We start from the raw sequence: 13,782 nt of genomic DNA, 5'->3' as shown, positions 1-13,782 counted from the left end.
CACCCACACTCCCTCACAGACCCGCTCACAGACCCACGAAGGCCCCCGCCGGCCCCCTGAAGCCGACCGACCGCCCGGTTCTGGCAACGGCCGCCGGGGAGACCGGCAACGGCCCGAGAAGGCCCGAAGAGGCCCGTCCGACGGCGCGGAACCCGGGGCGCGGAACCCGGGGCGCGGAGCCCAGGCACAAAAAAGATCGCGCTGGACCCGGCGGAGTCCAGCGCGATCGATACGACGACACCCGTAGGACACAGGTATGACGCCCGTTGGGGCAGGCGTCCGTCGAGTGGAGCTATGGGTGGACGGCTGAGGTTGGGGGACCTGGCAGCTGCCCGGTTGGTGATGCTGTGCTGCTGTACTGCGGTGGTGCTGTACTGCTGTGCTGCTGCGTGGCAGGGGTGTGTCAGGCCTCGCTGCGCTGCTGCGGAATACCCGCAAGCAGTGCGCGGACCTCTGCCTCGCGGTACCGGCGATGTCCACCGAGCGTGCGGATGGACGTGAGCTTGCCAGCCTTGGCCCAACGGGTGACCGTCTTCGGGTCCACGCGGAACATCGTGGCAACCTCAGCCGGGGTCAGCAGCGGCTCGGCATCAGGGGTGCGAGCGGTCATGAGCGGCCTCCTCGGGAGAACCGAACCTTCTCGGTTCTTTCCTCTAAATTCTGCACCTTGACCCGCGTTGCCCGAAATGGTGGACGCGGGCCGAGTCGGTTATAGGACGAACGGCTTGTCCTCGGCACTACAACTACACCATCCGTCCAGCCGCGTCGGCCAAACCGATGGAATTGCCCTCCCAGGTGTTCATCAGCGACGGAAGCCGATGGACCATGCCATAGCGGACAGTCACGCCCCAGTGACGATCAGTCACAGAGCGATCAGGAGTCGTCAGACCCCCCATAGAGTGCAATGTCGAGCATTCTGCCCTTACTTGGACAGAAGGAGCCCTCCCCGGACTCCTTGTCCTATTTTGGCATGAGGGGTAGGGATAGGCGCAAGGGCCCCGTTAGTGCTGTCCATCACGCTTGAGGCAAAGGCCCGGTTCGGGACGTAGGTCCCGGGCCCAGCGGCGTACGCTTCCGCCTCACACATCACACGCGCCCCACAGGACGCAGGTTCACGGCCCGTCAACTGATCCTCGAGCCCCCTTCGCCGCCCTCCGCCGAGGCGGCCCGGCTTCCTCCTCCTTCCGGCTCCGAATGAAGGATGCCCCGGTTCCATCACCTTGATGCCACTGTGGGCCTTTTCACGTCAATTGGTGAACTGGAGGTCCCTGACCGCCCGCCAGCGCTCCGCGAGCCGCGCGTAGGCCTCCCCCGCACCCTCGCTGTCGCCGTCCCGCAGCGCGGTGAGCCCCTCCGCCACATCCGCCGCCGACCGGTCCCCGGCGAGCCGTTCCGCCGGCAGCGCGTGAACGAGGCCTCCGTAGTCCAGCTCGACCAGCGAGCGCGGATGGAACTCCTCCAGCCAGCGCCCCACGTCCACCAGGCCCTCGGTCAGCGGGCCTTCGGGAACGCTCTCGCGCAGGGTCCGCAGCGCCCGCGCCAGCCGGCGCCGGGCCTCGACCATCGGGGTGCGGTAGCGCAGGACCGGCGCGGTCCCGTCCTCGTCCGCCGCCGCGTACTCCCGCTCCTCGTCGTGGAAGAGGACGAACCAGCGCACCGGGACCTGCCACACCGTGGTCCGGATCCAGGGCCGGGCGTCCGGGTGGAGCCGCTGCCAGCGCTCGTGGTCCGCCGTCGCCTGGCCGCGCACCACCGCGGGCAGCAGGGCGTCGAGCACATTGGCCGGAAACATGCCCCCCAGCTCCTCCAGCGCCAGCCAGCCCCGCAGCCTGGTCCGCCACGGGCAGACGCACACCACCCCGTCCAGCTCCGCCACGAACGCGTCGCCGCTCTCGTGCACGGGCACCCCGACCGGCGGCGTCGACGCCAAGTCGGCCAGCGAGCGGCGCAGTTCGTCCTGGGCCGTGGGGAGCTCCTCGCGCTGCGCGTAGCGCGCCCAGTGGCTCCGCTCGGGCTCGGCGAATGCGGCGAGCGGCTCGTAGATCCGGAGGTAGGACGTGTAAGGGACGAGCACCGAAGACACCACCGACATGCAGCGCATCGTGTCACGGCTCCACGCCCCCGGGCCTCTCGTTCGGATCAGGTCGGAACAGGGCGCGTGCCGGACCCCGCGAGCCCGACCTGATCCGAACGAGAGGCCCCATGGGGTGATCCTTCGCGCAGGGGCAGATCCGCGCCGCCGGAGGACTTACGCTCTTGCCCATCGGACCGGCCGTGCCGGTCGGTCCGGGGCCCTCCCCACCCCTAGGAGGGCCTCCGCCGCTTCGTTCTTTGGGAGTCACCACAGTGACCGATGTGACTAGCGGGCACGTTGACGTACTGCAGACCCTGTTCCACTCGGATCAGGGGGGCCACGAGCAAGTCGTGATCTGCCAGGACCGTGCCAGCGGCCTCAAGGCCGTCATCGCCCTCCACTCCACCGCCCTGGGCCCGGCCCTCGGCGGTACCCGCTTCTACCCGTACGCCTCCGAGGCCGACGCCGTCGCCGACGCGCTGAACCTGTCGCGCGGGATGTCGTACAAGAACGCCCTCGCGGGCCTCGACCACGGTGGCGGCAAGGCCGTCATCATCGGCGACCCGGAGAAGATCAAGAGCGAGGAACTCCTCCTCGCCTACGGCCGGTTCGTCGCCTCGCTCGGCGGCCGCTACGTCACCGCCTGCGACGTCGGCACCTATGTCGCCGACATGGACGTCGTCGCCCGCGAGTGCCGCTGGACCACCGGCCGCTCCCCCGAGAACGGCGGCGCGGGCGACTCCTCGGTGCTCACCGCGTTCGGCGTCTTCCAGGGCATGCGGGCCTCGGCCCAGCACCTGTGGGGCGACCCGACGCTGCGCGGCCGCAAGGTCGGCGTGGCCGGCGTCGGCAAGGTCGGCCGCCACCTCGTCGAGCATCTGCTCTCCGACGGGGCCGAGGTCGTGATCACCGATGTCCGCGAGGAGTCGCTGCGCGCGATCACCGACCTGCACCCCGAGGTCACCGTGGCGGCGGACACCGACGCGCTGATCCGTACCGAGGGCCTGGACGTCTACGCGCCGTGCGCGCTCGGCGGCGCGCTGAACGACGACACCGTCCCCGCCCTCACCGCGAAGGTGGTGTGCGGCGCCGCCAACAACCAGCTCGCGCACCCGGGCGTGGAGAAGGACCTGGCCGACCGGTCGGTTCTCTACGCACCCGACTACGTGGTCAACGCCGGTGGCGTGATCCAGGTGGCCGACGAGCTGCACGGGTTCGACTTCGACCGGTGCAAGGCGAAGGCGACGAAGATCTTCGACACCACGCTGGAAATATTCGCACGTGCGAAGGCGGACGGGATTCCGCCGGCCGCTGCGGCCGACCGGCTCGCCGAACAGCGGATGGCGGAGGCGCGCTCCCACTGACCGGGCGGCGCCCGACGACCCGCCGGCCGACGAGACAAGACTCACGCCCGTCGGCGGGTCGTACCTCCACAAGAGGTTAAAATCGCAGTTGACCAGCGAGGACGGGGCTCCTCACTGGCCCTGTGCCGGGGACCGGAATGCGGGCGGCGTACCGTATGGCCACGGAAGCAGGTACCGTTAAAGCTCTACGGGCGCGGCCTCTCTGTCGAGAGTCCGTCCCGAAACATGAACGCGTGTCAAGACTCTGGGGCCGTCGAGCCCCGTCACCGAGGGGGTCGAGCCATGGGGCGCGGCCGGGCAAAGGCCAAGCAGACCAAGGTCGCCCGCCAGCTGAAGTACAGCAGCGGCGGGACTGACCTGTCGCGTCTGGCCAATGAGCTGGGCGCATCGCCTTCGAGTCAGCCACCGAACGCAGAGCCGTTCGAGGACGACGACGAGGAAGATGACCCGTACGCACAGTACGCGGATCGCTACAACCAGGACGATGACGAGGATCAGGACGATCAGTCCGGTCCATCGTCGCAGCGCCGCGGCGCTTGACCTCGCCTGACACATCAACCCGGTCCGGGCCTGCCCCGGGCCGGGTTCTGTGTGTCCCGATCCGGCCGTGCCCGGTGCGGCCCGATGCCCGTTCCGTACCCGGTGCGCCGGGCGGTCGGCCCGGCGCACCACGGTGTACGGCTCAGCGTGCGTAGCTTCCGGTCAGCTCGGCGCCCGTGGCGTGGTCGCCGCGGTCGGTGATCTCACCGGCGACCCAGGAGTCGACCCCGCGGTCGGCCAGCGTCGTCAGTGCCGCGTCCACCGAGTCGGCCGGGACGATCGCGATCATGCCGACGCCCATGTTCAGCGTCTTCTCCAGCTCCAGCTGCTCGACCTGACCCGCCTTGCCCACCAGGTCGAAGACCGCGCCGGGCGTCCAGGTGGAGCGGTCCACGGTGGCGTGCAGACCGTCCGGGACGACCCGGGCCAGGTTGTTCGCCAGGCCACCGCCGGTGACGTGGCTGAAGCCGTGCACCTCGGTCGTCCGGGTGAGGGCCAGGCAGTCCAGGGAGTAGATCCGGGTGGGCTCCAGGAGCTCCTCGCCCAGCGTGCGGCCGAACTCCTCGACCTCGCGGTCCAGCGTCCAGCCGGCCCGGTCGAAGACCACGTGGCGGACGAGCGAGTACCCGTTGGAGTGAAGACCGGAGGACGCCATGGCGATGACCGCGTCACCCTTGCGGATACGGTCCGGGCCCAGCAGGCGGTCGGCCTCGACCACGCCCGTACCGGCTCCGGCGACGTCGAAGTCGTCCGGGCCGAGGAGACCCGGGTGCTCGGCGGTCTCGCCGCCGACCAGGGCGCAGCCGGCCAGGACACAGCCTTCGGCGATGCCCTTCACGATGGCCGCGACACGCTCGGGGTGCACCTTGCCGACGCAGATGTAGTCGGTCATGAACAGCGGCTCGGCGCCGCAGACGACGAGGTCGTCCACGACCATGCCGACGAGGTCGTGGCCGATGGTGTCGTACACGCCCATCTGACGCGCCAGGTCCACCTTGGTGCCCACACCGTCGGTGGCGGAGGCGAGGAGCGGACGCTCGTAGCGCTTGAGCGCCGAGGCGTCGAAGAGACCGGCGAAGCCGCCGAGCCCGCCGAGGCCGGCGACCTCGGGGCGCTGGGTCTTCTTCACCCACTCCTTCATCAGCTCGACGGCACGGTCACCGGCTTCGATGTCGACGCCGGCCGCCGCGTAGGAAGCACCTGTTGTCTCAGACATGGCCTGGGATCTTTCGTGTGGAGATACGGGGCTGGTGGGGGATGCGGCGGCGCGTCCGGGTCACGGACGGCGCAGCGCGTCGGCCGCGGCGGTCGCCGCCGGGCCCGCCGCCAGCTCGGTCTCCAGCAGCTGCTTGCCGAGCAGCTCCGGGTCCGGGAGGTCCATGGGGTACTCACCGTCGAAGCAGGCGCGGCAGAGATTCGGCTTGTCGATCGTCGTCGCCTCGATCATCGCGTCGATCGAGATGTACGAGAGCGAGTCGGCACCCATGGAGGTGCAGATCTCGTCGACGGTCATGCCGTTGGCGATCAGCTCGGCGCGGGTCGCGAAGTCGATCCCGAAGAAGCAGGGCCACTTCACCGGCGGCGAGGAGATCCGGATGTGGATCTCGGCCGCTCCGGCCTCGCGGAGCATCCGGACCAGGGCGCGCTGGGTGTTGCCGCGGACGATCGAGTCGTCGACGACCACCAGGCGTTTGCCCTTGATGACTTCCTTCAGCGGATTCAGCTTGAGCCGGATGCCGAGCTGGCGGATGGTCTGCGAGGGCTGGATGAAGGTCCGGCCGACGTAGGCGTTCTTCACCAGTCCGGCGCCGAACGGGATGCCGCTGGCCTCCGCGTACCCGATCGCGGCGGGGGTGCCGGATTCCGGCGTCGCTATGACGAGATCCGCCTCGACGGGGGCCTCGGCGGCCAGCTTTCGGCCCATTTCCACCCGGGAGAGGTAGACGTTCCGGCCGGCGATGTCAGTGTCCGGGCGGGCCAGGTAGACGTACTCGAAGACACAGCCCTTAGGCTTCGCTTCTGCGAATCGCGAGGTGCGCAGACCGTTCTCGTCGATGGCGACGAGCTCGCCCGGCTCGATCTCGCGGACGTAGCTGGCGCCGCAGATGTCGAGCGCGGCGGACTCCGAGGCGACGACCCAGCCGCGCTCCAGACGGCCGAGGACCAGCGGGCGGATGCCCTGCGGGTCACGGGCGGCGTAGAGCGTGTGCTCGTCCATGAAGACCAGCGAGAACGCGCCCTTGACGTCGGGGAGCACCTTGGCGGCGGCTTCCTCGATGGTCAGCGGCTTGTCGTCCTCGTCGCGCTGCCCGGCGAGCAGCGCGGTCACCAGGTCGGTGTCGTTGGTCGCGGCGACCTGGGTGGCGCGGCCGTCCTTGCGCGGGAGGTCGGCGACCATCTCCGCGAGCTGGGCGGTGTTGACCAGGTTCCCGTTGTGGCCGAGGGCGATCGAGCCGTGCGCGGTGGCACGGAACGTCGGCTGCGCGTTCTCCCACACCGAGGCGCCGGTGGTGGAGTAGCGGGCATGACCGACCGCGATATGGCCCTGGAGGGAACCCAGAGACGTTTCGTCGAAGACCTGCGAGACCAGTCCCATGTCCTTGAAGACCAGGATCTGGGACCCGTTGCTCACTGCGATGCCCGCGGATTCCTGTCCGCGGTGCTGCAGGGCATACAGTCCGAAATAGGTGAGCTTGGCGACCTCTTCACCCGGAGCCCAGACACCGAAGACGCCGCAAGCGTCCTGGGGGCCTTTCTCTCCGGGGAGCAGGTCGTGGTTGAGTCGTCCATCACCACGGGGCACGGCACCGAGTGTAGGCGAGATCGACCACTGGTCCGAATTGGGGACCGATGGGCAAACGCGCGGTGGAGCGCGGGGAACGGGCCCACCGGCCGCCCGGAGCGGGCGATTCGCGGGACTTCGGCCGGTGACACTGCGTGACGGCCGCGTCGGTGGCGCGACCTCCGCCGAGGGAACGCGGGGCTCACTTTCGGGCCGAGAGACCGGTTACCGACCGGTAGGGATCATCGGCGGTGGACGGGCGGCCGTGGCGCTCGGTGAGCGCGCCCCATGCCCGGCCCGGCCGCCGGCCGAACGCCCGTTTCGTGGTGAGCCTCACACCGGGGAGCCGGGTTCAGCCGTGCTGGGAGCTGTTCTCGGCCCCGGGAGACGCGGCCGTGGCACCGATCCCCTTGCCGCCCTCCGCGGTGAGGGTGAGCTCGCTGCCCACGATCGTGTAGGCCGTCGAGCCCTTCAGGGCCGCGAGCACCGCCCGCTCCACCTCCATCTCCTGCTCCGGGCACATCTTGCGGGTGCCGGCCACCGGCCCGAACGTGATCGTGCCGTCCTTGACCGTCGCCTTCCCGCGGAAGGAGTTGCAGCCGGAGTGGCCCTGCACGGCGCCGTCCTCGGAGAAGGTCAGATGCGGCGTCCGCTCCTTCGGCAGATCCGCCGGCACCGTGGTGGCCGTCTGCCCGCTGAGCAGCGTGGTCACCGTCCACCGGGTGCCGACCAGGTCGGCGGGCTTCTCCTCGCTGAGGGTCATCGTGTCGCCGCCTTCGGTGGTGAGGGTCAGCCTGTCGCCGGAGAGCTTCGCGGTGTGCTCGCCGCCCATCGCGTCGATGGCGGCCTTCTCGAACTTCTCGATGTCCTCCTCGCACGCCATCTGCGTGGTGACGGGCTTGCCCAGGGTGATCCGGTCGCCCTCCACCCGGGCGTCCACGCTGATGTGGTTGCAGCCGAAGTGGGCCTTGGCCCGGCCCTTCGGGTCGATCTCCAGCCGGGAGCCCTCCGGGGCCTCGGTCTTCTTCCCGCCGACGGTCACGGAGTCGACGCGCCACGCCACCCCGGTGACCGGGACATCGCTCTGCACGGCGTCCCCGCCGTCGCCGGAGCCCTTGGCGGAGCCGGGACCCGACTCCGTACCGCAGGCGGCGAGAGCGAGGAGGGCCAGGACACTGACGCTGAGGGTCGTACGTTGTGTGCGCATGGCGATGTGACGGAACGGGGCCCCGATCCGGTTCCGCCCGCTCCGCTTCGGGGCGTACGGGGCCGGATCACCCGCCCTCGCCGCGCGCGGGCCGGCTCAGCGCAGCAGCGGGAGCAGCGCGGCCAGGTCGGCCCGCTCTCCACTGGCGCTGACCTCGGCTTCCGCCAGGGCCCGCGCCCACTCCGTACGCCCGGTGGCGAGCCGGGTCCAGGTGAGCGGTCCGGTCTCCACGACATGGGGCGGGGTGCCCCGGGTGTGCTTGGGCCCGCCGATGCACTGGACCACCGCGAACGGCGGGACGCGCACCTCGACCGAACCGCCCGGCGCCCGGTCCGCGAGGGTGTCCGCCAGCAGCCGGGTGCAGGCGGCCAGGGCCTGCCGGTCGTACGGGATCTCCGCGCCCAGCGCCTCGTTCAGGTCGTCGGTGTGGACGATCAGCTCGACGGTCCGGGTGACCAGACAGTCGGTCAGCCGCATGGTGCCGACCCGGGTGGGCAGCAGCCGGTCGCCCGTGCCTGAGGCGGGGACGTCCGCGAGGAAGGCCGCCTCCACCTGCTCGTACAGCGCGAGGAGGTCGGGGTGGGCGGCCGCCGGGGCCGGGGCCTCGGGGTCCCTGACGACCGCCGCGACGGCCGGCGGCCACTCCAGCAGGGTGGTCGCGGGCTTGGGTCCCGGCGGCTCCGGCAGGGCCAGGTCCCGGCTGACCGAGCCGAGCCCCTGCGCGATGTGCGCGACCAGATCACGCACCGCCCAGTCGCCGAGCCGGGTCGGCCGGGCGAGCTGGTCGGGTGTCAACGAGCGGACGGCGTCGCGGACATGGGCGTACTGGGCGAGGACCGCCGTCCGGGTCCTGAGGTGGTCGTAGGCGCGCGGGCGCTTCTTGGCCGGTGGCATGGGGCCGAGACTAACCGGCCCCACCGACATCGCCCGGTCAGGCCGGGGCGGCCTGCTCCTCGACCGTGAACGTCTCGCCGTTCGCCGGGACTCCGACGCCCCGCCAGGTGAACGGGATGCCCCGGGCCGAGTCCGGGTCCGGGCCGTCCATCAGGTGGAAGTGGAGGTGCGGTTCGGTGGTGTTGCCGGAGTTCCCCACGCGCCCGAGCCGCTGTCCGGCGCGGACCCGGTCCCCGGGCTTCACCTGGAGCGAGCCGCGCTGGGCGTGGGCGTAGGCGGCGTAGGTGCCGTCGCCGAGGTCGAGGATCACGTGGTTGCCGATGATCCGGTGGGCGCCGGCGAACGAGCGGATGGTGCCCTCGATGAGCAGGTAGACGAGACCCAGCAGCGAGTTGCGGCTCAGGTGGTCGCGCTGGCCGTCGCTCGCCTTCACGACCGTGGCGTCGGCCACCGCGAGCAACGGGACGCCGAAGGCCGGGAAGTCCCGGTTGCGGCGGAGGAGCGGCCAGATCCAGCGGAACGCCGGCCGGGCCGGGGCCTCGCCCTCCCCCGTCTCCGGGTCGGCCACGATGTCGATCGCGTACGTCTGCCCGTATGCGTGAGTCCCGTGGCTCGGCACCTTGTCCGCCGGGCTGTTCAGGGCGGACCAGCGCCCGGTCACCGGCGGGTCGACCTCGACCGGGGGCCTCGGCTCGCCCCGGGGCGCGGCGGCCCGGGCCTGCAGGGCCGTCGTCGCCACCGTGAAAGCGAGAGTGACCATCGCGGGCAGGAAGGTGGTCGCCCATCGCGGTCCGGGCAGATCCGTGACGAACTCGCTGATCATCAGCGCGAACAGGACCAGCCAGGAAACCCGCATGGCGATCGGAACGGCTTTGCGAACAGACATGTCTCCCCCATGGCTTTCGTGTCTTCTCGTCGTCCGGGTCAGGGCCGCGCCGCCGTCAGTACCACCAGCAGGGGTACGACCCGGGCGGGCGGCACCTCGTACCTGCCTCGCCCGGCCGCGTGCAGCCATCCCGCGCCGGTCAGCTGGCGCAGGTGGTGGTAGATCTGGCCGGTGGTGCCCAACTCGTCGAGCGCGGCCAGTTCGGCGGTCGTCCTCAGGCCGCCGAGGATCTCGCGGAGCAGGCGCAGCCGCACCGGGTGGCCCAGCGCGGCGAACGACTCGGCCGTGTCCGCCCAGTCGCCGTCGAACAGGGCCTCGGTGAAGGCGCCGTACTGCCATCCGTACTGCTCACCGGTGGGCAGCCGGACCGAGCCCGTGTAGAGCACCCCTCCGTCGGCCCCGGCCTCCCCGGCGTCGGCGAGCTGCTGTTTCAGCCCTTCCAGCGCCCAGAAGTCGCCGTCGCCCAGGCGGGGGGACTCGGGGTCCCGTCGCTCCAGCGCCGTGAGCCGCCTCTCCAGCTCGGCGACCCGCTGCTCCAGCTCCATGACACCAACCTTACGTAATTACGTAATCTCTGACAAGGGATGTTCGTCAGGGGGACGGGGGGAAGACCGAAGCCCCCGCCCGGAGGACCCGGGCAGGGGCTTCGGAGGCGCCGGTCGGCGCGCGGCTCAGGCGAGCAGCGCGGGGATCGTCGCCTCGTGTGCCGTACGGAGCTCGCTCAGCGGGACGGAGAACTCGCCCTGGAGCTCGATCTCCTCGCCGTCCACGACACCGATCCGGGCGACGGGCAGACCGCGCGCCCCGCACATGTCGGTGAAGCGGAGCTCCTCGCTGCGCGGGATCGAGACGACCGCGCGTCCCGCCGACTCCGAGAAGAGGAACGTGAACGCGTCCAGGCCGTCCGGCACGACCAGCCGGGCGCCCTTCCCGCCGCGCAGGCAGGACTCGGTGACGGCCTGGATCAGACCGCCGTCGCTCAGGTCGTGCGCGGCGTCGATCATGCCGTCGCGCGAGGCCGAGATGAGGATCTCCGCGAGCAGCTTCTCGCGGCCGAGGTCCACCTTGGGCGGCAGGCCGCCGAGGTGGTTGTGGACGACCTCGGACCAGGCCGAGCCGCCGAACTCCTCAGCCGTGTCGCCCAGCAGGTAGAGGAGCTGGCCCTCTTCCGCGAAGGCGACCGGCGTACGCCGGTTGACGTCGTCGATCACGCCGAGCACGGCCACGACCGGCGTCGGGTGGATCGCCGTCTCACCGGTCTGGTTGTAGAGCGAGACATTGCCGCCGGTGACCGGGGTGCCCAGCTCCAGGCAGCCGTCCGCGAGACCGCGAGTGGCCTCGGCGAACTGCCACATGACGTCCGGGTCCTCGGGCGAACCGAAGTTGAGGCAGTCCGAGATGGCCAGCGGCTTGGCGCCGGAGGCGGCGACGTTGCGGTACGACTCCGCCAGCGCGAGCTGCGCGCCGGTGTACGGGTCGAGCTTGGCGTACCGGCCGTTGCCGTCGGTCGCCATCGCCACGCCGAGGTTCGACTCGGCGTCGATGCGGACCATGCCCGCGTCCTCGGGCATCGCGAGGACGGTGTTGCCCTGCACGAAGCGGTCGTACTGGTCGGTGATCCACGCCTTGGAGGCCTGGTTCGGAGATGCGACCAGCTTGAGGACCTGCTCACGCAGCTCGGCAGCGTTCGCCGGGCGGGCGAGCCGGCCGGCGTCGTCCGCCTGGAGCGCGTCCTGCCAGGACGGGCGGGCGAACGGGCGGTGGTAGGTCGGGCCCTCGTGGGCGACCGAGCGCGGCGGCACGTCCACGATCTGCTCGCCGTGCCAGAAGATCTCCAGCTGGGAGCCCTCGGTCACCTCACCGATGACGGTGGCGATGACGTCCCACTTCTCGCAGATCTCCAGGAAGCGGTCCACGTGCTGCGGCTCGACGATCGCGCACATGCGCTCCTGCGACTCGCTCATGAGGATTTCCTCGGGCGAGAGGGAGGAGTCGCGCAGCGGCACGGTGTCCAGCTCGACGCGCATGCCGCCGGAACCTGCGGAGGCCAGCTCGCTGGTGGCGCAGGAGAGCCCGGCGCCGCCGAGGTCCTGGATGCCCGCGACGAGCTTCTCCTTGAAGATCTCCAGGGTGCACTCGATCAGGAGCTTCTCCTGGAACGGGTCGCCGACCTGGACGGCGGGGCGCTTGGCCGGGCCGGTGGACTCGAAGGTCTCGCTCGCCAGCACGGAGACGCCGCCGATGCCGTCGCCGCCGGTGCGGGCGCCGTACAGGATGACCTTGTTGCCGGGTCCTGACGCCTGGGCGAGGTGGATGTCCTCGTGCTTCATCACGCCGATGCAGCCGGCGTTGACCAGCGGGTTGCCCTGGTAGCAGGCGTCGAAGACGACCTCGCCGCCGATGTTGGGCAGACCCAGGCAGTTGCCGTAGCCGCCGATGCCCGCGACGACGCCCGGCAGGACGCGCTTGGTGTCGGGGTGGTCGGCCGCACCGAAGCGCAGCGGGTCGACGACCGCGATCGGGCGGGCGCCCATCGCGAGGATGTCGCGGACGATGCCGCCGATGCCGGTGGCCGCGCCCTGGTAGGGCTCGATGTACGAGGGGTGGTTGTGCGACTCGACCTTGAAGGTGACCGCGTACCCCTGACCGACGTCGACGACGCCGGCGTTCTCGCCGATGCCGACGAGCATCGCGTCGTTGGCGGGGACCTTCTCGCCGAACTGCTTGAGGTGGACCTTGCTGCTCTTGTACGAGCAGTGCTCGGACCACATCACCGAGTACATGGCGAGCTCGGCGCCGGTGGGACGGCGGCCCAGGATCTCGCGGATCCGGGCGTACTCGTCCTCCTTGAGGCCGAGCTCCTTCCAGGGCTGCGCGGCGTCCGGGGTCTCGGCCGCGTGCTTGACCGTATCCAGGCTCATGCGTTGACCAGCTTCTTGATGATCGAGGTGAAGAAACCGAGGCCGTCGGTGCGGCCGGTGCCGATCAGCGGCTCCACGGCGTGCTCCGGGTGCGGCATCAGGCCGACGATGTTGCCCGCGGCGTTGGTGATGCCCGCGATGTCGCGGAGCGAGCCGTTGGGGTTGCCGTCCAGGTAGCGGAAGGCGACGCGGCCCTCGGCCTCCAGCTCGTCGAGCGTGCGCTCGTCGGCGGTGTACCGGCCGTCCATGTTCTTGAGCGGGACGCTGATCTCCTGGCCGCCGCTGTAGTCCGAGGTCCAGGCGGTCTCCGCGTTCTCCACCCGCAGCTTCTGGTCGCGGCAGATGAAGTGGAGGTGGTTGTTGCGCAGCATCGCGCCGGGCAGCAGGTGCGCCTCGGTCAGGATCTGGAAGCCGTTGCAGATGCCGAGGACCGGCATACCGGCCTTCGCCTGCTCGATGAGGGTTTCCATGACCGGCGAGAAGCGGGAGATGGCTCCGGCCCGGAGGTAGTCGCCGTAGGAGAAACCACCGGCCAGGACGACCGCGTCGACCTGGTGCAGGTCCTTGTCGCGGTGCCACAGGGATACGGGCTCGGCGCCCGCGATCCGGACGGCGCGCAGGGCGTCCTGATCGTCGAGGGTGCCGGGAAAAGTGACGACGCCGATACGGGTGGTCACTTCTCCTCCTCCACCTTCACGACGAAGTCCTCGATGACGGTGTTGGCGAGGAACGTCTCGGCCATCTCGTTAATACGGGCGAGGGCGGCCTCGTCGACCGGCCCCTCGACCTCCAGCTCGAAACGCTTTCCCTGACGAACGTCCGCGATTCCCTCGAAGCCGAGACGGGGCAGTGCACGCTGCACCGCCTGTCCCTGCGGGTCGAGGATCTCGGGCTTGAGCATGACGTCGACTACGACGCGTGCCACTGGCACTCCCGGTGTGGTGGTGTGGTGCGGCTGTCTCTCCGGGGGGTTCCCCAGACCCCCGCGGGTCCACTCAGCGTACCTGGCCAAAATTTCTACGCGGGTAGATATCGGGCGGGACGGACACGGCGAGCACCTCGCGCAGATCACGCCGAGATATCGGACGCGACACCGCACGGAAAAGGTCTGGGA

13 protein-coding genes are annotated in these 13,782 nt (G+C 70.5%); 2 read left to right on the top strand and 11 right to left on the bottom strand.

Translation table 11 applies throughout. From position 1 onward, the window contains the following. Positions 1-403: 403 nt before the first annotated feature. Positions 404-610: a developmental transcriptional regulator BldC gene (gene bldC, locus AC0VY3_RS01005; protein WP_003949541.1), complete on the bottom strand. Its 207-nt coding sequence runs from the start codon at positions 608-610 to the stop codon at positions 404-406. A 636-nt stretch (positions 611-1,246) separates the two neighbouring features. Continuing rightward, positions 1,247-2,092, bottom strand: a complete 846-nt coding sequence (locus tag AC0VY3_RS01000; RefSeq protein WP_475548681.1) for a DUF8083 family protein — start codon at positions 2,090-2,092, stop codon at positions 1,247-1,249. A 254-nt stretch (positions 2,093-2,346) separates the two neighbouring features. On the opposite strand from AC0VY3_RS01000, the gene AC0VY3_RS00995 reads away from it, so the two are divergent. After that, on the top strand, positions 2,347-3,438 hold the full coding sequence (locus AC0VY3_RS00995; protein ID WP_103508880.1) for a Leu/Phe/Val dehydrogenase: 1,092 nt from the start codon (positions 2,347-2,349) through the stop codon (positions 3,436-3,438). 282 nt (positions 3,439-3,720) lie between these two features. Further along, positions 3,721-3,978 (top strand): DUF3073 domain-containing protein, encoded by a 258-nt coding sequence (locus AC0VY3_RS00990; RefSeq protein ID WP_007447468.1) that lies wholly within the window; start codon positions 3,721-3,723, stop codon positions 3,976-3,978. A 142-nt stretch (positions 3,979-4,120) separates the two neighbouring features. On the opposite strand, the gene purM is transcribed toward AC0VY3_RS00990, so the two are convergent. The 9 genes from purM to purS all read right to left on the bottom strand — a co-directional run bounded on the left by purM (position 4,121) and on the right by purS (position 13,593). After that, the gene (purM, locus tag AC0VY3_RS00985) at positions 4,121-5,194 is read right to left on the bottom strand and encodes a phosphoribosylformylglycinamidine cyclo-ligase (protein ID WP_030633463.1); all 1,074 of its coding nucleotides are present in this window, start codon (positions 5,192-5,194) and stop codon (positions 4,121-4,123) included. Positions 5,195-5,254: 60 nt separating this feature from the next. Continuing rightward, on the bottom strand, positions 5,255-6,781 hold the full coding sequence (purF, locus tag AC0VY3_RS00980; protein WP_030806758.1) for an amidophosphoribosyltransferase: 1,527 nt from the start codon (positions 6,779-6,781) through the stop codon (positions 5,255-5,257). A 331-nt stretch (positions 6,782-7,112) separates the two neighbouring features. Beyond that, positions 7,113-7,967 (bottom strand): META domain-containing protein, encoded by an 855-nt coding sequence (locus AC0VY3_RS00975; RefSeq protein ID WP_103508879.1) that lies wholly within the window; start codon positions 7,965-7,967, stop codon positions 7,113-7,115. A gap of 96 nt (positions 7,968-8,063) precedes the next feature. Then, positions 8,064-8,861 (bottom strand): maleylpyruvate isomerase family mycothiol-dependent enzyme, encoded by a 798-nt coding sequence (locus tag AC0VY3_RS00970; protein ID WP_475548680.1) that lies wholly within the window; start codon positions 8,859-8,861, stop codon positions 8,064-8,066. A gap of 37 nt (positions 8,862-8,898) precedes the next feature. Further along, positions 8,899-9,747, bottom strand: coding sequence for a M23 family metallopeptidase (locus AC0VY3_RS00965; RefSeq protein WP_103508877.1), 849 nt, complete (start codon positions 9,745-9,747; stop codon positions 8,899-8,901). A gap of 38 nt (positions 9,748-9,785) precedes the next feature. Then, the gene (locus AC0VY3_RS00960; RefSeq protein ID WP_103508876.1) at positions 9,786-10,292 is read right to left on the bottom strand and encodes an ArsR/SmtB family transcription factor; all 507 of its coding nucleotides are present in this window, start codon (positions 10,290-10,292) and stop codon (positions 9,786-9,788) included. Between the two features lie 126 nt (positions 10,293-10,418). Continuing rightward, positions 10,419-12,668, bottom strand: a complete 2,250-nt coding sequence (gene purL, locus AC0VY3_RS00955) for a phosphoribosylformylglycinamidine synthase subunit PurL (protein WP_103508875.1) — start codon at positions 12,666-12,668, stop codon at positions 10,419-10,421. Further along, positions 12,665-13,345, bottom strand: a complete 681-nt coding sequence (gene purQ / locus AC0VY3_RS00950; RefSeq protein WP_097868702.1) for a phosphoribosylformylglycinamidine synthase subunit PurQ — start codon at positions 13,343-13,345, stop codon at positions 12,665-12,667. Before purQ ends, purL begins: the two co-directional genes overlap by 4 nt. Next, a complete protein-coding gene (purS, locus tag AC0VY3_RS00945; protein WP_030076812.1) occupies positions 13,342-13,593 on the bottom strand; it encodes a phosphoribosylformylglycinamidine synthase subunit PurS in 252 nt (83 codons plus the stop codon). Before purS ends, purQ begins: the two co-directional genes overlap by 4 nt. Positions 13,594-13,782 lie beyond the last annotated feature (189 nt).

It is taken from the genome of Streptomyces sp. iso_384 (assembly GCF_056172905.1).
This window is presented reverse-complemented; position numbering and strand designations above follow the sequence as displayed.

Coding starts and splice junctions, on each gene's coding strand:
- purM (WP_030633463.1), bottom strand. CDS start 5,194: ATGTCTGAGACAACAGGTGCTTCCTACGCGGCGGCCGGCGTCGACATC.
- purL (WP_103508875.1), bottom strand. CDS start 12,668: ATGAGCCTGGATACGGTCAAGCACGCGGCCGAGACCCCGGACGCCGCG.
- AC0VY3_RS00975 (WP_103508879.1), bottom strand. CDS start 7,967: ATGCGCACACAACGTACGACCCTCAGCGTCAGTGTCCTGGCCCTCCTC.
- AC0VY3_RS00960 (WP_103508876.1), bottom strand. CDS start 10,292: ATGGAGCTGGAGCAGCGGGTCGCCGAGCTGGAGAGGCGGCTCACGGCG.
- bldC (WP_003949541.1), bottom strand. CDS start 610: ATGACCGCTCGCACCCCTGATGCCGAGCCGCTGCTGACCCCGGCTGAG.
- AC0VY3_RS00965 (WP_103508877.1), bottom strand. CDS start 9,747: ATGTCTGTTCGCAAAGCCGTTCCGATCGCCATGCGGGTTTCCTGGCTG.
- AC0VY3_RS00990 (WP_007447468.1), top strand. CDS start 3,721: ATGGGGCGCGGCCGGGCAAAGGCCAAGCAGACCAAGGTCGCCCGCCAG.
- AC0VY3_RS01000 (WP_475548681.1), bottom strand. CDS start 2,092: ATGTCGGTGGTGTCTTCGGTGCTCGTCCCTTACACGTCCTACCTCCGG.
- AC0VY3_RS00970 (WP_475548680.1), bottom strand. CDS start 8,861: ATGCCACCGGCCAAGAAGCGCCCGCGCGCCTACGACCACCTCAGGACC.